The 16,434-nt window shown below is 70.8% G+C and carries 16 protein-coding genes; 9 read left to right on the forward strand and 7 right to left on the reverse strand.

Annotated elements, in window-relative coordinates; all coding sequences use genetic code 11:
- The first annotated feature begins 6 nt into the window (after positions 1 to 6).
- Positions 7 to 660, forward strand: coding sequence for a rhomboid-like protein (locus ABKA17_RS27435; RefSeq protein WP_353694923.1), 654 nt, complete (start codon positions 7 to 9; stop codon positions 658 to 660).
- A gap of 10 nt (positions 661 to 670) precedes the next feature.
- The gene (locus ABKA17_RS27440) at positions 671 to 2,077 is read left to right on the forward strand and encodes an NAD(P)/FAD-dependent oxidoreductase (protein WP_353694924.1); all 1,407 of its coding nucleotides are present in this window, start codon (positions 671 to 673) and stop codon (positions 2,075 to 2,077) included.
- 58 nt (positions 2,078 to 2,135) lie between these two features.
- Here ABKA17_RS27440 and ABKA17_RS27445 read toward each other — a convergent pair whose 3' ends face one another.
- From ABKA17_RS27445 to ABKA17_RS27455, 3 genes are all read right to left on the reverse strand, one after another.
- On the reverse strand, positions 2,136 to 3,545 hold the full coding sequence (locus tag ABKA17_RS27445; RefSeq protein WP_502994411.1) for an MFS transporter: 1,410 nt from the start codon (positions 3,543 to 3,545) through the stop codon (positions 2,136 to 2,138).
- A gap of 158 nt (positions 3,546 to 3,703) precedes the next feature.
- Complete coding sequence (locus tag ABKA17_RS27450; protein ID WP_353694925.1) at positions 3,704 to 4,684, reverse strand: zinc-binding dehydrogenase; 981 nt, start codon at positions 4,682 to 4,684, stop codon at positions 3,704 to 3,706.
- 76 nt (positions 4,685 to 4,760) lie between these two features.
- Positions 4,761 to 5,924 carry an NAD(P)-binding protein gene (locus ABKA17_RS27455; RefSeq protein WP_353694926.1) on the reverse strand — a complete coding sequence of 388 codons (1,164 nt, stop codon included), beginning with the start codon at positions 5,922 to 5,924 and terminating at the stop codon, positions 4,761 to 4,763.
- 253 nt (positions 5,925 to 6,177) lie between these two features.
- Between ABKA17_RS27455 and ABKA17_RS27460 the strand changes: the two genes are divergently transcribed.
- Both ABKA17_RS27460 and ABKA17_RS27465 read left to right on the forward strand, forming a co-directional pair.
- Complete coding sequence (locus ABKA17_RS27460) at positions 6,178 to 6,864, forward strand: pentapeptide repeat-containing protein (RefSeq protein WP_353694927.1); 687 nt, start codon at positions 6,178 to 6,180, stop codon at positions 6,862 to 6,864.
- A 4-nt stretch (positions 6,865 to 6,868) separates the two neighbouring features.
- Positions 6,869 to 7,513 carry a hypothetical protein gene (locus ABKA17_RS27465; protein WP_353694928.1) on the forward strand — a complete coding sequence of 215 codons (645 nt, stop codon included), beginning with the start codon at positions 6,869 to 6,871 and terminating at the stop codon, positions 7,511 to 7,513.
- Positions 7,514 to 7,532: 19 nt separating this feature from the next.
- On the opposite strand, the gene ABKA17_RS27470 is transcribed toward ABKA17_RS27465, so the two are convergent.
- A complete protein-coding gene (locus ABKA17_RS27470; RefSeq protein WP_353695351.1) occupies positions 7,533 to 8,033 on the reverse strand; it encodes a hypothetical protein in 501 nt (166 codons plus the stop codon).
- A 70-nt stretch (positions 8,034 to 8,103) separates the two neighbouring features.
- Here ABKA17_RS27470 and ABKA17_RS27475 point away from each other — a divergent pair, with 70 nt between their 5' ends.
- Positions 8,104 to 9,537 carry a M1 family metallopeptidase gene (locus tag ABKA17_RS27475; RefSeq protein WP_353694929.1) on the forward strand — a complete coding sequence of 478 codons (1,434 nt, stop codon included), beginning with the start codon at positions 8,104 to 8,106 and terminating at the stop codon, positions 9,535 to 9,537.
- Positions 9,538 to 9,667: 130 nt separating this feature from the next.
- Here the strand turns inward: ABKA17_RS27475 and ABKA17_RS27480 are convergent, their stop codons facing one another.
- Positions 9,668 to 10,243 (reverse strand): TerD family protein, encoded by a 576-nt coding sequence (locus ABKA17_RS27480; protein WP_311717903.1) that lies wholly within the window; start codon positions 10,241 to 10,243, stop codon positions 9,668 to 9,670.
- A 161-nt stretch (positions 10,244 to 10,404) separates the two neighbouring features.
- On the opposite strand from ABKA17_RS27480, the gene arfB reads away from it, so the two are divergent.
- Both arfB and ABKA17_RS27490 read left to right on the forward strand, forming a co-directional pair.
- A complete protein-coding gene (gene arfB / locus ABKA17_RS27485; RefSeq protein ID WP_353694930.1) occupies positions 10,405 to 10,833 on the forward strand; it encodes an alternative ribosome rescue aminoacyl-tRNA hydrolase ArfB in 429 nt (142 codons plus the stop codon).
- 108 nt (positions 10,834 to 10,941) lie between these two features.
- Positions 10,942 to 11,781: a sigma-70 family RNA polymerase sigma factor gene (locus ABKA17_RS27490; protein ID WP_353694931.1), complete on the forward strand. Its 840-nt coding sequence runs from the start codon at positions 10,942 to 10,944 to the stop codon at positions 11,779 to 11,781.
- Here ABKA17_RS27490 and ABKA17_RS27495 read toward each other — a convergent pair.
- Together ABKA17_RS27495 and ABKA17_RS27500 are read right to left on the reverse strand one after the other, a co-directional pair.
- Positions 11,778 to 12,266, reverse strand: a complete 489-nt coding sequence (locus tag ABKA17_RS27495) for a GNAT family N-acetyltransferase (protein ID WP_353694932.1) — start codon at positions 12,264 to 12,266, stop codon at positions 11,778 to 11,780. The two genes, ABKA17_RS27490 and ABKA17_RS27495, sit on opposite strands and share 4 nt — an antisense overlap.
- A gap of 514 nt (positions 12,267 to 12,780) precedes the next feature.
- Complete coding sequence (locus ABKA17_RS27500; protein WP_502994412.1) at positions 12,781 to 13,263, reverse strand: flavin reductase family protein; 483 nt, start codon at positions 13,261 to 13,263, stop codon at positions 12,781 to 12,783.
- Between the two features lie 430 nt (positions 13,264 to 13,693).
- Between ABKA17_RS27500 and cdgB the strand changes: the two genes are divergently transcribed.
- On the forward strand, positions 13,694 to 15,346 hold the full coding sequence (cdgB, locus tag ABKA17_RS27505; protein WP_353694934.1) for a diguanylate cyclase CdgB: 1,653 nt from the start codon (positions 13,694 to 13,696) through the stop codon (positions 15,344 to 15,346).
- A gap of 118 nt (positions 15,347 to 15,464) precedes the next feature.
- Positions 15,465 to 16,433, forward strand: a complete 969-nt coding sequence (locus ABKA17_RS27510; RefSeq protein ID WP_353694935.1) for a carbohydrate-binding protein — start codon at positions 15,465 to 15,467, stop codon at positions 16,431 to 16,433.
- Position 16,434 lies beyond the last annotated feature (1 nt).

Raw genomic sequence — 16,434 nt, forward strand, 5'->3', positions numbered from 1 at the left:
CGGCTCATGCGAATTACCCGGGGCCTCCACAGGGTGTGGATGTACGTCCGCAGCGCCCCCGGCACGTACGTCTGGCTGGCGATCCTGTTCGTGACGACGGTCGCCGTGCACCGGATGTCGCCGGAGTTCGAGGAGGAGTTCCTGCGGCAGCGGTCCACGAACATCCACGAACTGTCGAACAATCCGGTCCGCGTGCTGGTCTCCAGCGCGATGTGGATCGACGGCGGCTACTGGTTGCCGTACGCCGCCCTCTACTCCGTCTTCCACGCGCCGGCCGAGCGCTGGCTCGGTACGGTCCGGTGGCTCGTGGTGTGTGTGGCGGCGCACGTGCTGGCCACGCTGATCAGCGAGGGGGCGTTGCTGTGGGGCATCCGGCACGGGATGGCGCCCGAGTCGGCGGAGAACACCCTGGACATCGGGGTGAGTTACGCGCTGGCGGGGGTGATCGCGGTGCTGGTGTACCGGATTCCGTGGCGATGGAGATCCGGGTACGCGCTGGTCGTACTCGTCGTCTACGGGGTCCCGTTGGTGACCGGACGGACCTTCACCGACCTGGGCCACTTCGCCTCGGTACTGATCGGGTTCGGGTGCTATCCGCTGGTCAGAGGGCGTTCAGAACCACGAAATCCGAAGGAGACAGCGGCCGCCCTGAGGGGTTAGCGTCCGGGGCATGAGCAGCTCGGAACGCGCTGTGGTGAACGGCGGCATCTCCTTCTGGTTCGCGGACGACGGCCTGCCCGCGGTACGCGAACCCCTCTCCGGTGACGCGACCGCGGACGTGGTGATCGTCGGCGGCGGATACACGGGCCTGTGGACCGCGTACTACCTCAAGAAGGCGGCCCCCTTCCTCCGGGTCACCGTCCTGGAGCAGAAGTTCTGCGGATACGGCGCCTCCGGCCGCAACGGCGGCTGGCTCTACAACGGCGTCGCCGGTCGTGACCGCTACGCACGCCTGCACGGCCACGAGGCCGCCGTACGTCTCCAGAAGGCGATGAACGACACCGTCGACGAGGTCGTACGGATCGCCGCCGAAGAGGACATCGACGCCGACGTCCACAAGGGCGGCGTACTCGAAGTCGCCACGACACCGGCCCAGTTGGCGCGTCTGAAGGATTTCCACACGCACGAGCTGTCATACGGGGAGAAGGATCGCGAGCTGTACGGCGCCGGTGAGACCGCCGAGCGGATCCGGGTGGCGGACGCGGTGGGTTCCTCCTGGACGCCGCACGGCGCGCGCGTGCACCCCGTGAAGCTGCTGAAGGGGCTCGCGGCGGCGGTCGAGGCGCTCGGGGTGACCATTCACGAGCGGACGCCGGTGACGGAGATCCGCCCGAAGCACGCGGTCACGCCGTACGGCACGGTCCGCGCGCCCTATGTGCTGCGGTGCACGGAGGGCTTCACGGCGAATCTCAAGGGCCAGCGCCGGACGTGGCTGCCGATGAACTCCTCCATGGTCGTCACCGAGCCGCTGAGCGAGGACCAGTGGGAGACGGTCGGCTGGGACGGCCGGGAGGCACTGGGGGACATGGCACACGCGTACATGTACGCCCAGCGCACGGCGGACGGACGGATCGCGCTGGGCGGCCGCGGGGTGCCGTATCGCTTCGGATCGCGGACGGACAACGACGGCCGTACCCAGGACGCGACGATCGAGGCTCTGCGGGACATCCTCGTGCGCTTCTTCCCCTCACTGGCCGGGGTGCGTGTGGAGCACGCCTGGTCGGGAGTGCTGGGAGTGCCTCGCGACTGGTGCGCAACGGTGACCTTGGACCGGGCGACGGGCCTGGGGTGGGCCGGAGGGTATGTGGGCTCGGGTGTCGCGACGACGAACCTCGCCGCGCGCACCCTGCGGGATCTGGTCCAGCTCGACTCGGGCCAGGGCGGGAAGACCGAGCTGACGGATCTGCCGTGGGTGGGGCACAAGGTACGGAAGTGGGAGCCGGAGCCGTTTCGGTGGCTGGGGGTGCAGGGGATGTACGCGACGTATCGGGCTGCGGATCGGCGGGAGCAGCAGCACCACAGTGCTAGTTCCTCGCGGTTGGCGCGGGTTGCCGATCGGGTTGCCGGACGTCGCTGAGGGCGTTTGCGGAGTGATCGGGTGGAGGGGTGGCCGGGCGGTCGCCCCTTCTGGGTTTTCAGGCCATCGACTCCTTCATCGCGCCCTCCGCCGGGGCGTCCTGTGCGGGTGGCCTGGTGGTGACCATCAGGGCTGCTACGAGGCCGGCGAGGAGCATGATGCCGGCGGCGCACCAGATGGCGACGGTGTAGCCGTGGACGACGGCTTGTTTGGCCAGGAGGGTTCGGGCGGTGCCGTCGGTGGCGTGGGCGGTGATGTAGGCGGTGCTGCTGGTGGTGGCGATGGTGTTGAGGAGGGCCGTGCCGATCGAACCGCCCACTTGTTGGGAGGTGTTGACGGTGGCGGAGGTGACGCCGGAGTCCTGGGGGGCGATGCCGGCGGTGGCGGTGGCGAAGACGGGCATGAAGGTGAGGCCCATGCCGAGGCCCATGAGGATCAGGGCGGGGAGGATCTCGGTGGCGTAGTCGCTGCTCACGGTCATTTGGGTGAGGATCACCATGCCGCTCGCGGCGAGGACCATGCCGGGGGCCATCAGCAGGCGTGGCGGGACGCGGTGCATGAGGCGGGCGGAGATCTGGGTGGAGCCGATGATGATGGCGGCGGTCAGGGGGAGGAAGGCGAGGCCTGTCCTGACGGGGGAGTAGTCGAGGATGACCTGGAGGTAGTAGGTCATGAAGAGGAACAGGCCGAACATGCCGATGACGGCGAGGCCCATGGTCAGGAAGCAGCCGGCGCGGTTGCGGTCCTTGACGATGTGCAGGGGGAGCAGGGGTGTGCGGGCCCTGGACTGCCACCAGACGAAGGTGGCGAGGAGTGCGGCGCCCGCCGCCAGCAGGCCGAGGACGAGTGCGTCGCTCCAGCCGCGGGGTTCGGCTTCGCTGAAGCCGTAGACGATGGCGACGAGGCCGCCGCAGCCGAGGAGTACGCCGGGTACGTCGAGGCGGGCGCCGGTGTGGCCGGGGCGGTCGTGGAGGAGGGTGAGGGCGCCGAAGACGGCGATGACGGCGATGGGGACGTTGACGTAGAGGCACCAGCGCCAGTCGAGGTATTCGGTGAGCAGGCCGCCGACGATGAAGCCGATGGCGGAGCCAGAGCCGGCGAGGGCGCCGTAGATGCCGAAGGCTTTGCCGCGTTCCTTGGGGTCGGTGAAGGTGGTGGTCAGCAGGCTCAGTGCGGAGGGCGCCAGCACCGCGGCGAAGACGCCTTGCAGGGCGCGGGCGCCGAAGAGCATGCCGGAGGTGGTGGCGGCGCCGCCGAGTGCGGAGGCGGCGGCGAAGCCGATGAGGCCGATGACGAAGGTGCGTTTGCGGCCGACGAGGTCGGCGATCCGGCCGCCGAGCAGGAGGAGGCCCCCGAAGGCGAGCGTGTAGGCGGTGATGACCCATTGACGGTTGCCGTCGGACATGCCCAGGTCCCGCTGCGCGGAGGGGAGGGCGATGTTCACGATGGTGGCGTCGAGGACCACCATCAGCTGGGCCAGGGCGATGACCACCAGGCCCCACCAGCGGCGGGGGTCGGCGGATGCGGGTTGATCCGTCCGGGTGACGCTCACCTGGTCAGAAGACCATGGATCGGTGGGTGTCGCATCCGCGGACGTCTGGTCATCGGTGGGCGTCTTGTGGCTGGTCATGGCTCGAGTACGACCTTTCCGGTGGTGCCGCGTGTCTCCAGCGCGCGGTGTGCGGCGGCCGCCTCGGCGAGGGGGAAGCGGTGGACCGCGGGGGTGAGGCGGCCCGCGGCGGCCTCGGTGAGGGCGCGTAGTTCGAGGGTGCGTACGGGGTTGGGGCCGCCGGCCTTCTGCATCATGGCGGGGCCGAGGACCTGCTCGGAGACGCCGTCGACGAGGTAGGGGCCGCCGTCGTGGATGCCGTCCGCGGACCAGCCGAAGACGATGTGCTTGCCGCCGGGGCGGAGGAGGGCGACGGCTTCGCGGGCGATGTCGCCGCCCACGCCGTCGAAGACGACGGTGGCGGTGTCGCCGCCGAGGTGGGCGCGGACCTTGTCGGGCCAGGCGGGGTCCTTGTAGTCGACGGCGAGGTCGGCGCCGTTGGCCTCGACACGGGCGACCTTGTCGGGGCCGCCGGCGAGGCCGATGACGGTGGCGCCGGCGTTCTTGGCGTACTGGACGAGGAGGGTGCCGATGCCGCCGGCGGCGGCGGGGATCACGGCGACCGAGTCGGGGCCGAGGTCGGTGAACTGGAGGATTCCCATGGCCGTACGGCCGGTCCCGATCATGGCGACGGCCTGGGCGGCGTCGAGGTTCCCGGGGATCTCGTGGACGCGTTCGACGTCGGTGACGGCGAGTTCGGCGTAGCCGCCGGGGGCGAAGCCGAGGTGGGCGACGACGTGCTTGCCGAGCCAGAGGGCGGCGACGCCGTCGCCGAGGGACTCGATGGTGCCGGCGACTTCGCGGCCGGGGATGGTGGGGAGTTCCGGCAGGGCGGGCAGGGGGCCCTGGGCGCCCTCGCGCAGGGCGGTGTCCAGGAGGTGGACGCCGGCGGCCCGGACGGCGATCCGGACCTGGCCGGGGCCCGGTCGGGGGGCCTCGACCTCTTCGTGGGTGAGGTTCTCGGCCGGGCCGAAGGTGTGCAGGCGGATGGCGCGCATCGGGGCTCCCTTGGTGACGGGTCGACCGGTCGACGGGTCGACTGTCTGTTGTCCTGAGGGCACCCACCTTTCAACCTCAAGCCCGCTTGAGGTCAAGGGCGTTCCGGCGGCCCAGGGCCAGCGACACGGCGGTGAGGGCGCTGTTGAAGGAGACCTCGGACAGCACGCCGGGGGCGGCGACCTGGTCGCCGGCGAGGTAGACGCCGTCGCCGCGGTCGATGGCGGGGCGGTCGCGCCAGCTGGTGCCGGGCAGGTCGACGGCGCCGGTACGGCCGTTCGCGACGGCTTCCCGGCGCCAGGTGACGCGGTCCCGCCAGCCGTCGAAGGCGAGGTCGAGGAGGTGTTCGGCGCGGGCGGTGCCGGCGGCCCGTGACTCGTGCGGGGCGAGCGGGATCTGACCTTGGATCAGCTGTTCGCCGGCGGGGGCGAGGGTGCGGTCCTGGGCGGTGAAGCGTTCGATCCAGCCGGGGGAGTCCAGGTCGGAGACGACGAAGGCGTCCCCGCGGCGGGTGCGGACGGCGAGGTCGACGAGGGTGGTGCGGCCGCCGGCCCAGGTCAGGGAGTCGTCGCCGAGGAGGCGGCGGGCGGCGTCGAGGGAGGTGGCGACGATGACGGGGGTGTCGGTGGGGAGGGTGTCGACGCGGGACAGGGTCTCCATACGGACGCCGAGGTTCCAGGCGCGGGCGGCCATGCGGTCGATGACGGTGGCCCAGCCGCCGCGTGGGTAGTGCGCCTCGGGTGGCAGCTTGGTGGCGCGGCGCAGGCGTTCCTGGACGAACGCGGCGGACAGGGAGCCGGGGTCGTGGTGGAACAGGGCCACGGCGGAGTAGTGGGCGGCGGCGCGGGCGCCCTCCTCGCCGGCTATGGAGGTGGCCCAGGTCAGGAAGTCGGTGTCCACGGGCGCCTGGGGGAGGCCGGGGCGCAGCAGCTTCAGCATGGCGAAGGGCGGGGTGCGGCGCAGGACGCCGTGGTGACGCAGGCGCAGCCGGGCGGCTTCCAGGGGCGGGATGGGGGCGAGGGTGCCGATGAGGTCGCGCTGTTTGAGCCAGGACCAGTGCGGGCCGCCGCTGTAGAAGGCGTGCGGGCCGTCGTTCGTGCGGTACGGCCCCTCGGCGGTCCGGGCGCGGCCGCCGAGGGTGTGGTGGGCTTCGTGGACGGTGACCTTGGCGCCCGCCTCGGCGGCGGTGACGGCCGCGGTGAGTCCGGCGAGTCCGCCGCCGATGACGGTGATGCGGTGCATGGCTGGGGGTCTCCCTCGGGTCGGGGTCGCCTTACGTCTTTCGGACTGGGTCTTCGGGTCGCGTATTCGGCTTGCGTCTACGGGTCGCGTATTCGTGCCGGCGTCTTCGTGTTGGCGTCTTCGTGTGGCGTTTTCGTGCGTGTCTTCGTGAGTACGACGGACCGGGCGCCCTGTTTTGTGACAGTGGGGGAGTTTTCGCAGGTCGTGGTGGGTTGTGGGGGCGTTGTCAGTGGTGGGGTGCAGCATGGGGTGCATGGCGAGGAAAGCGGCGGGTGGAGCCGGCGGGGCCGGTGTGAAGAGCGCGCGGCGGCCGGAGGTGCGGTTGCCTGCGTTGGTGGCGTACGACGGTGGGGAACTGGAGCCTGACGGGGACTACGACGGGCTGGCGTTCACGGAGGCGGACTTCGCGGGGCAGGACGCCTCGGGGGCGCGTTTCATGGACTGCGCGCTGACGGGGTGCGCGCTGGACGAGACGCGGCTGCGCAACGCGCGCGTGCTGGACTCGGTGTTCACGGGGATACGGGGGGTGGGCACCGACCTGTCCGAGGCGACGCTGCGGGACGTGGAGCTGGTCGACGCCCGGCTCGGCGGGGTGCAGTTGCACGGCGCCGTGCTGGAGCGGGTGGTGATCCGTGGCGGCAAGATCGACTATCTGAACCTGCGCTCGGCGACCCTGCGGGACGTCGTCTTCGAGGCCTGTGTCCTCGCCGAACCGGACTTCGGCGGGGCCCGCCTGGAGCGGGTCGAGTTCGTCGACTGCGCCCTGAAGCGCGCGGACCTCACCGGGGCGACGCTCAAGGACGTGGACCTGCGGGGCGCGGTGGAACTGGACATCGCGCGGGGTGTGGAGCGGCTGGCGGGGGCGGTGGTCAGTACCTCGCAACTGCTGGATCTGGCACCGGTGCTGGCGGGACAGCTGGGGATTCGGGTGGAGGGCTGACGGGGTGGGGAGCTTCTACGGCAACGTCCTGGTCGCACGGGAGTGCGCCGAGGTGGTGCCGCTGCTCGCGGGGGCGACGGGGGTGGGCGGCGAGGCGCTGCGGGGGTACGCGCTGCCGGCGGGTCCCGCGCACACGGTGATCTTCCAGCCGGGCCCGGAGAGCGACGCGATCGAGCTGGCGGGACCGCTGAGCCGGCTGCTGGGGGCGGCGACGCTGAGCTCGTACGTCCATGACTCGGACGTGCTGGATCTGCGGGTGTTCGTGGACGGGGAGGTGCGGCACCGCTTCGACTCGTGGCCCGGGTACTTCGACGAGGGGGAGATCGACGAGGACGGCAACCCGATCGGTGGGAGCCCCACGGAGGGACATGAGCCCATGGGGGCCGACCCCGAGGCCTTCCTGCCGCTGGCGGCGGGCCCCGTGGACCAGGTCGTGCTGGGGGCGGTGCTGCGCGGGAGACCCTTGGACCCCGATGACGCGGAGGACGGCCGGTACGTCTTCGCGGACGCCCAGCACCACGACGTGATGGAGGCGCTGGGCCTGGACGCGCATCGGCTGAGCACCGGGTACGCCTACCTGGCCCGCGGCTATCTGCCCGAGGGGCTGCTGACGGACGAACTGGTGGTGTTCGGGGGAGTGCGGGGCTGACGGGGCGGACCGGTCGCGGTCAGCGGAGTCGGGGGAAGCGGGCCTGGAGGGTCCAGATCGCCGGGTTCTCCGCGAGGTCCTCGTGGAGGTCGCACAGGTCGGCGATCAGGTCGTGGAGGAAGTCCCGTGCCTCGCGGCGGAGTTCGGAGTGGGAGAAGGTGAGGGGCGGTTCGTCGCCCGGCATCCAGTCGGACTCGATGTCGACCCAGCCGAAGCGGCGCTCGAAGAGCATGCGGTCGGTGGACTCGGTGAAGTCGAGTTCCGCGTGCTGGGGGCGGGCGGCGCGGGAGCCGGCCGGGTCCCGGTCGAGGCGTTCCACGATGTCGCACAGCGCCCAGGCGAAGTCGAGCACCGGCACCCATCCCCAGGCTGTGGACAGTTCCCGGTCCGCCTTGGTGTCGGCGAGGTAGACGTTGCCGCAGAACAGGTCGTGGCGCAGCGCGTGGACGTCCGCGCGGCGGTAGTCCGTCTGGGGCGGGTCGGGGAAGCGGTTGGAGAGGGCGTAGCCGATGTCGAGCACGTACGTGATGGTGTCACGGCGGGTCCGGACCACGGACGGGGCGGCCGCGGGCCGCTCTAGGATCACGGGCATGTCCCGATCCGCGCGCCTTGTCCCGGCCTGTACGTCTCTCCTCCTCGCCCTCACGCTCACGGCGTGCAGCGGCGGCGATGGCAACGACAGTGGCAGTGGGAGTGGCAGCGGGGCGCAGGGCGCGGTCGGTGCTTCCGGTGTGGGTGACCCGTATTTCCCCAAGGCGGGCAACGGCGGGTACGACGTCTCCCACTACGCGCTGCGGCTGTCCTACGACCCCGACGCGGAGCACCTGTCCGGCACGGCGACCGTCACCGCCCGGGCCACCCAGGACCTGTCCGCCTTCGACCTGGATCTGAAGGGACTGGACGTCGCCGAGGTGACCGTCGAGGGGCAAAAGGCCCGTTGGAGCCGCGCGGGGCAGGAGCTGACCGTGCGTCCGGGCGGCGGCCTGGACAAGGGCGAGACCTTCGAGGTGCGGGTCCGCTACTCCGGCACCCCGCAGGTGATCACCGACCCCGACGGCTCCGAGGAGGGCTGGCTGCGCACGGCGGACGGCGCGGTCGGACTCGGTGAACCGACCGGTTCGATGGCCTGGTTCCCCGGCAGCCACCACCCCTCCGACAAGGCGTCCTACGACCTGGTGGTGACCGTGCCGGAAGGCTTGCAGGCCGTGTCCAACGGGGAGTTGACGGGCGAGCGGACCAGCGGGGGCCGTACGACGTTCACCTGGCGCACCGCCGAGCCGATGGCGAGCCACGCCGCCACGCTCGCGGTCGGCGCCTACGAGGTCCGCCGCTCCACCGCGGGTGACCTGCCCGTCTACACGGCCGTCGCTCCGGGGCAGGAGGCCGCGAGCCGGAAGGTGCTGGCGCGGTTGCCGGAGGTCATGGAATGGGCGGAGTACAACTTCGGCCCGTACCCCTTCTCCTCCACCGGCGCGATCGTCGGCGGCGAGGACGACGCCGGGTACGCGCTGGAGACGCAGAACCGGCCCTTCTTCCCCGGCGCCCCGGACACCGGGCTCCTCGTCCACGAGCTCGTGCACCAGTGGTTCGGCGACTCCGTCACACCGAGGGCGTGGCGGGACATGTGGCTCAACGAGGGGTTCGCGACGTACGCGGAGTGGCTGTGGGAGGAGGACGAGGGCGGCGACAGCGCCCAGGAGACCTTCGACGCGCTCTACGAACACGGCGAGGACAGATTCGAGGACCTGTGGTCCTTCCCGCCCGCGAAGCCGACGAGCGCCGCGCACATCTCCGACGAGGGGCCCGTCTACCAGCGCGCCGCGATGGTCGTCCACAAGATCCGGCAGACCGTCGGCGACGACGCCTTCTACGACATCGTCCAGGGCTGGACGGCCGCCCACCGCCACGGCAACGCGGACACCGCCGACTTCACGGCGTACGTGGAGAAGCGGGCGCCGGACGAGGACTTCGACGGGATCTGGTCGGAGTGGCTGTATGGGGAGGGAAAGCCGGAGCACCGCTGAACCGGCCGATCGGGGTTGCCGTTCGAGACCGCCGTTCGAGGCCGCGAGGTCGGGACCGGCAACGCCGGAACCCCCGGCCGAGGCCGGGGGTTCCTGTACAGCGTGGCGGCCGGTGGCCGTCGGGCGTCCGTCAGACGTTGACGCCGAAGTCCTGCGCGATGCCCACCAGGCCCGAGGCGTAGCCCTGGCCGACGGCGCGGAACTTCCACTCGGCGCCGTTGCGGTAGAGCTCGCCGAAGACCATGGCGGTCTCGGTGGCGGCGTCCTCGGACAGGTCGTAGCGCGCGATCTCGGCGCCGCCGGCCTGGTTGATGATGCGGATGTAGGCGTTGCGGACCTGGCCGAAGTTCTGCGAGCGGTTCTCCGCGTCGTAGATCGAGACCGGGAAGACGATCTTGTCGATGTCGGCGGGGAGGCCCGCCAGGTTGACGTTGATCGCCTCGTCGTCGCCGGCGCCCTCGCCGGTGCGGTTGTCACCGGTGTGGACGATGGTCTGGTCCGGGGTCTGCTTGTTGTTGAAGAAGACGAAGTGGCCGTCCGAGTAGACCTTGCCCTCCGTGTTGACCGCGATCGCCGAGGCGTCGAGGTCGAAGTCCGTGCCGGTGGTGGTGCGGACGTCCCAGCCGAGGCCCACGGTGACGGCGGTCAGGCCCGGAGCCTCCTTGGTGAGCGAGACGTTGCCACCCTTGGACAGGCTTACAGCCATTGTTGGGAGTCCTTCCCTCGTTATGTACGGCAGTACGAGCTCGAAGCTACATCTACCCCCAAGAACGCGGCGAGGGGTGCCGAAGGTTCCAGGTGTCTTTACTTTCTTTACCAAGCAATATTCGCGTGACGTGAACCGGACACACACGCGACCATGGGGGCATGTCCGGTCCCCATGTCATCCGTGGCTCCGTCTCGCTTCCCGAGGCCGAGCTCATGTGGCGTTTCTCGCGGTCCTCGGGGCCCGGTGGGCAGCACGTCAACACCAGCGACTCACAGGTGGAGCTCCGTTTCGACCTGGCCAAGACGGAGGCCCTGCCCGAGGTGTGGAAGCGGCGGGCGCTGGAACGCCTGGCCGGGCGGCTCGTGGACGGCGTCGTCACGGTCCGCGCCTCGGAACACCGTTCCCAGTGGCGCAACCGCGAGACCGCCGCCGTACGCCTGGCCTCCCTCCTCGCCGAGGCCACCGCACCGCCGCCCAAGCCGCGCAAGCCGACCCGCATCCCCCGTGGCATCAACGAACGCCGTCTGCGTGAGAAGAAGCAGCGGGGTGACACCAAGCGGGGGCGGACGGGGCGCGACTGGGGGTGACCCCGGCGGATGACGCGAGGGGAGACGACCCGTCGGCGGGCTCTGTCACATCGCCGTCTTCCGGTCCGTCATGTCAGTGACCACTGTGACGAGAGGCTGTGACACCGGATGACTGATAGCGAGTTCCTTGCCGAGCGGTTCGAGGCGCACCGCGGGCATCTGGGTGCCGTCGCGTACCGGATGCTCGGGTCGGTCGCGGAGGCGGACGACGCGGTGCAGGAGGCGTGGGTCCGGCTGAGTCGTTCCGAGACGCGGCAGGTGGAGAACCTCGGGGGGTGGCTGACGACCGTCGTCGGGCGGGTCTGTCTCGACATGCTGCGGTCGCGTAAGTCGCGGGCCGAGCAGCCGCTGGAGCCTGATGTGCCGGTGGGGGCGGTGGCCCCCGATCCCGAGCAGGACGCGCTGCTCGCCGACTCGGTCGGGGTCGCGCTGCTCGTCGTACTGGAGACGCTGACGCCCGCCGAGCGCCTCGCGTTCGTGCTGCACGACCTGTTCGCGGTGCCGTTCGAGGAGGTCGCGGACATCGTGGGGCGTACGCCGGCCGCGACCCGCCAGCTCGCCAGCCGGGCCCGGCGCCGGGTGCGGGGCGCGCCGGCGCCCGACGCGGATCTGGTCCGGCAGCGGGAGGTCGTCGACGCCTTCCTGGCCGCCGCGCGCGAGGGCGACTTCGACGCGCTGGTGGACGCGCTCGACCCGGACGTCGTGGCGCGCGGCGAGACCGGTGTCACGGCGGGCGCCCTTGCGGTGGCGAAGAACGCGGCGAGCTTCGCCCACCTCGCCCGGGTCGCGCGGCCCGCCCTGATCGACGGGGCGGTGGGACTCGTGGTGCCGGCCGACGGTCGGCTGGAGCGGGCGCTGGTCTTCACGGTCGTACGGGGCCGGATCGCCGTGATCGAGTCGGTGGCCGATCCCGCGCGCGTGGCCGGTCTGGACGTCGAGTTGCTCTAGGCGGGGGGTCGGCCCTGGTCGAGGTGGCGGTCGAGGTCGAGGACGGCCACGATCTCGTCCTCCTCGATCTCGCCGGTGGGGCGGAAGCCGAGGCCGAGGTAGAAGTTCTGGGGGCCGTGTTCGCCGGGTTCCCAGCTGACGTAGAGCTCCTTGCTGCCTCGGCGGCGGATCTCGGCGGCGACCGCGTTCACCGCGAAGCGGCCGTAGCCGCGGCCCTGTTCCTCGGCGGCGATGTTGAGGCGCCACAGGCCGGAGCGGAAGAGGGTGCCGTCCTCGCGCCAGTCGATGTCGAGGAAGGCCATCAGGAAGCCGACCGGCCGGCCGTCGTCGACGATCAGCCGCGGCCAGGCGCTGTCGGAATGGACGTATGCCTCGGCGAGGGATTTCACAACGGGTGCGACTGCGAATTCCTGCTCGGGGCGAACCCGTATTCCGAGAGCCGCGTCGAGATTGCGGGAGGTGATCTCCTCCAGGCAAGTCGTCATGCGGGCACCATAGGGCGCCGATTCACCGACGGGCCAAGGGATTTCGACTTCAGGGCGCGCCTTCGGCCACCGAGGGATTCCGGCCCGGCGAGGACGGTGTCCCTGACGTTGTCTCGGTCGTGATACCTGGTTCGCGATCGCGGCCGGCGCCGTCGACCTGCGGGCCGTGCCGGTCGCCGACGGGTCCGGTGCCGCGGGTCTGCGGTGGGTGTGCGCGTTGCCCGGTCCATGGTCCTCACCCGGCGCCTCCGGCTTGTCGGATGTGCCCGCCGCCAGGTCCCGCTCGCTCCCCGTCCCCCTTTCCGTTTCCGCGGCTCCGCGGTTCCGCGAGGGGGCCTTCTACGAACCCAGGCCGGCCGCAGCGGGCTTGTCCTCGGCAGCCTCGCCGCACACAGGGCAGTCACGCTCGTCGACCGAGTCGATCACGACCGGGTGACCACAGAAGTCGCACGGCCGCATGCCTTGTCCGGCACCCCCCGCGCACCGCGAACCCTGCACCACACCCCCACCCGTCTCACCCCAACTGCCGGTACCGCCCCCGGAAGTAGGTCAGGGGGCCCCCGTCCGCGCTGGGTAGCCCTGCCGTCAGTACGCGGCCGATGACCAGGGTGTGGTCGCCCGCGCGTACCCGTTGTTCCGTGTGGCACTCCAGGGTGGCCAGGGCGCCGCCGATCAGGGCGGCGCCGGTGGCCTTGCCGCGGGTGTACGGGATGTCCTCGAAGAGGAGGCGGTCGGAGATGCGGCCCTTCATGGCGAAGCGGCCGGCGATGTGGCGCTGGCTCTCGGAGAGGACCGAGACGGCCCAGTGGGGCTGTTCGTCGAGGAGTTCGTCCATGCGGGAGCCCTCGCGCAGGCTGACCAGCACCAGGGGCGGGTCCAGGGACACCGACATGAACGCCGTGGCGGTCATGCCGACGTCCTCGCCCCCGGGCCCGTCGGGGTCGAGCGGGGGCTCGAAGGCGGTCACCAGGACCACACCCGCGGCCAGCCGGGACATGGCGGCGCGGAACTCGTCGTTGCTCACCCCCACAGGATGCCGGTAGCCGGCCGGGGCGGTGATCGGGTAAGTGTTCGGCACGTCGGGAACGCTAGTGTCCGGCCGGTACGGACCGCATCGGACCTCCGCCCGAGCCGGGTCCTAGGACCCCCGACGGACCCCCGGCGGACTCCCACCAGCGCCTTCCGGGTCGCCTTCCGGTGAACCTCCACAAACCCACAAAGTTTGCGTTCAGTAAACGCACAGGGAAAACGCAGAAACCCCACTCAATTGTTCATCTTTCGCTGTGACTTGAGTCACAAGGGGCATTAATTGTTGACCCTGTGTACCGAGTGAGCAGCGCGCTGTGATTCAGTGGCGTGGAAGCTGCCAGAACGATACGCCGATGAGAACCCTTGATTCGCTGCGAGGTCTCGGGGGGAGGGCGAGCATGGAGACCGAGTCGGAGCCCTACGTCCGTCTTGCGACTCTGCGGCAACTGCATCAGGTCATGGCGGACATGAACACCGCCCGGTCTCTTGCGGACACCCTGCAGACGGTCGCCGACGGCGTCGTCAACGGCCTCGGCTACGAACTGGCGTGCGTCAACCTCGTCCGCCCCGACGGCGACCTCGTCGTCGCCGCCTTCGCCGGCAACCCCGCCGCCGAGGCCCTCATCACCGGCCGGGTCGGCTCCCGCGACTCCTGGGAGCGCCGGTTGAGCATGGGCGAGAACTGGGGCGACCTGGTCTTCATCCCGCACACCGAGGGCTGGATCCTCGACGACGACGACGTACCGCAGTGGTACACCGACGGCCCCGCGCCCCGCTTCGAGGACGAGTGGCACCCCTCCGACCGCCTCTTCGCGCCGATGTTCACGCCGGGCGTCGGCGGCAGCTCCTGCGGCGAGCTGATCGGCGTCCTGTCCGTGGACCGGCCGCGCAACGGCCGGCGGCCCGGTGCCTGGGGCCGTGAAGCGCTCCAGATGTACGCGTTCCAGGGCGCCATCGCGATCAGCAACGCGCGTCTACGTGCCAACATGCAGCGCGCGCTGGTCCGGCTCGAGAGGGACCAGCAGGCCCTCAGAGCGAGTGAGGAAAGCTTCCGGCAGGCCTTCGAGTACGCCCCCTCCGGCATGGCCATCGCCGAGATGGGCGGCGACCAGCACGGCCGGATCCTGCGGACCAACGACGCCCTGTGCCGGCTCCTCGGCCGCCCCGCCTCCGCGATGCGCCGCTACGCCTTCTCCGACCTGGTCCACCCCGAGGACATAGGCACCCTGCTGCGGACCTCGGCGGAGGGCGGACGGGCGGAACTGCGCCTCGGACGCCGGGACGGCACCTATGTCTGGGTGTCCCTGCGCAACTCCGTCGTCGCCGACGCCGCGGACGGCCCCCGGTTTCTCCTCACCCACGTCGAGGACATAGAGGAGCGCAAGCGCCGTGAGCTCCAGCTCGCCCACCGCGCCTCCCACGACTCCCTGACCGGCCTGCCGAACTCCGCCGAACTGCGCGCCCGGCTCTCCGCCCGGCTGTGTCAGCGCCCCACGCACGCGGCCCTGGAGTCCATCGACGCGGCCTACGGCCACCCCGCCTACGACGCCAACGGCCACGGCTTCGACTTCCGGCCCGGCACCGAGGCCTTCGACGCCGCCTACGACCACCATGTGCACACCGTCGCTCCCGAGAGTGAACACGACGACGGCACCAAGGGGCTCGCGGTCCTCTTCTGCGACCTCGACGGCTTCAAGTCGATCAACGACCGGTTCGGGCACAACGCCGGTGACGCGGTTCTCATCGAGGTCGCCCGCCGGCTCTCCCGCCAGGTCCGCGACGGCGACACCGTGGCCCGGCTCGGCGGCGACGAGTTCGTGATCCTCGCCGACGGCCTCGGCCGCGCGGACGCCGCCGACCTCGCCGTACGTCTGCGCAACGAGATCATCCAGCCCATCCGCGCCGAGGGCCGGGCCGTCCGTGTGGGTGCCAGTTTCGGCATCGGGTGGGCGCACTGCGGGATGACGGCGGACGAAGTGTTGAAGTCCGCCGACGAGCGGATGTACGTAGAGAAACGATCTCGTCCCAAACAGCACAGACGCGCGGGATGATCCCCAGGTCAGCGAGCTGATGCGGTCCGAGTCACCCGTTTGGGGCAGCAGGAGCGGGTAGGCTCGCCCTTCTCACCCCTCGTATCGCATCCGCCCGCACCTGCTGAGGAGTACCTGGATGACGTCCGGCACCAACGGCGCGAACACGCCGCCCGAGGACGACGACCCGTTCGGCTACCTCTACGCCGACGGGCAGGCCAACGGCGCCCAGCCGCCCTCCGGCGGCTACGGATACCCGAACATCGTCAACCGGACGCGACCGGTGGGCCAGCGCCAGTACGGCCAGCAGCAACCGCAGCAGCCGCAGCAGACCACGCCGTACGGCCAGATCCCGCAGCAGCAGGGCGCCTACGGCCAGCCGAACAACGCCCACTACGCCGCCCCCGAGACCTTCCCGGGCGGCGCCCCCACCACACAGCACCCGCAGCAGGGGTACGGCGGTGGCGGCGGTCGCGGCCGGGGCCCCAACACCAAGGGCCTCCTGATCGGCGCCATCGCGGTGGTCGCCGCGGTCGTCATCGGCATCGGCGTGGCCATGCTGGGCGGCGACGGAGACGACGACGCAGGCGGCAACCAGGCCTCCAGCACGCCTTCGGCGCAGCAGAGCAGCGAGCCGAGCGAGTCGGCGGGCAGCAGCAGCGCGGCGAGCGAGATGAAAGAGCAGGACATTGAGGCGAAGGCGCTGAAGCTCGGTCCCGGTGTGACGACCGCATCGGACGTCCAGGGTGCCGGTTCCGACGGCGGTATCTATGTGACCGGGCTCAACCAGACGGGTGCCGAGGTCACCTGGACCGTCAACGGAGTGCCGAAGGACGGCGTCTACACCCTCTTCACGCAGTACAGCGTCCCTGGCAAGGACCAGAAAATGACGCTCAAGGTCAACGGGAAGGTCTTCGGCACCAAGCTGAACCTGGGCAACTTCGCGAAGGCCGCCGAGGGCGACTACACGAAGGGCTGGACGGAGACCTACTCCTGGCCGACCCTCACCAAGGGGACGAACACCTTCAGCATCTCCTGCCAGGCCGGCGATCAGTGCGATGTCCTGCTGGATCAGCTGCGGTTGAAGCCCGGACAGGTCAAGAGCTGAC

It is taken from the genome of Streptomyces sp. RG80, from assembly GCF_040446465.1.
In the GTDB taxonomy this organism is placed as follows: domain Bacteria; phylum Actinomycetota; class Actinomycetes; order Streptomycetales; family Streptomycetaceae; genus Streptomyces.

What these genes read in the sequence shown, in the direction of transcription:
- ABKA17_RS27440 (WP_353694924.1), top strand. Translation starts at nt 671, where the DNA reads ATGAGCAGCTCGGAACGCGCTGTGGTGAACGGCGGCATCTCCTTCTGG.
- ABKA17_RS27455 (WP_353694926.1), bottom strand. Translation starts at nt 5,924, where the DNA reads ATGCACCGCATCACCGTCATCGGCGGCGGACTCGCCGGACTCACCGCG.
- ABKA17_RS27475 (WP_353694929.1), top strand. Translation starts at nt 8,104, where the DNA reads ATGTCCCGATCCGCGCGCCTTGTCCCGGCCTGTACGTCTCTCCTCCTC.
- ABKA17_RS27460 (WP_353694927.1), top strand. Translation starts at nt 6,178, where the DNA reads ATGGCGAGGAAAGCGGCGGGTGGAGCCGGCGGGGCCGGTGTGAAGAGC.
- arfB (WP_353694930.1), top strand. Translation starts at nt 10,405, where the DNA reads ATGTCCGGTCCCCATGTCATCCGTGGCTCCGTCTCGCTTCCCGAGGCC.
- ABKA17_RS27490 (WP_353694931.1), top strand. Translation starts at nt 10,942, where the DNA reads ATGACTGATAGCGAGTTCCTTGCCGAGCGGTTCGAGGCGCACCGCGGG.
- ABKA17_RS27495 (WP_353694932.1), bottom strand. Translation starts at nt 12,266, where the DNA reads ATGACGACTTGCCTGGAGGAGATCACCTCCCGCAATCTCGACGCGGCT.
- ABKA17_RS27445 (WP_502994411.1), bottom strand. Translation starts at nt 3,545, where the DNA reads ATGGTGGTCCTCGACGCCACCATCGTGAACATCGCCCTCCCCTCCGCG.
- cdgB (WP_353694934.1), top strand. Translation starts at nt 13,694, where the DNA reads ATGGAGACCGAGTCGGAGCCCTACGTCCGTCTTGCGACTCTGCGGCAA.
- ABKA17_RS27510 (WP_353694935.1), top strand. Translation starts at nt 15,465, where the DNA reads ATGACGTCCGGCACCAACGGCGCGAACACGCCGCCCGAGGACGACGAC.
- ABKA17_RS27500 (WP_502994412.1), bottom strand. Translation starts at nt 13,263, where the DNA reads ATGTCCCGGCTGGCCGCGGGTGTGGTCCTGGTGACCGCCTTCGAGCCC.
- ABKA17_RS27435 (WP_353694923.1), top strand. Translation starts at nt 7, where the DNA reads ATGCGAATTACCCGGGGCCTCCACAGGGTGTGGATGTACGTCCGCAGC.
- ABKA17_RS27450 (WP_353694925.1), bottom strand. Translation starts at nt 4,684, where the DNA reads ATGCGCGCCATCCGCCTGCACACCTTCGGCCCGGCCGAGAACCTCACC.
- ABKA17_RS27480 (WP_311717903.1), bottom strand. Translation starts at nt 10,243, where the DNA reads ATGGCTGTAAGCCTGTCCAAGGGTGGCAACGTCTCGCTCACCAAGGAG.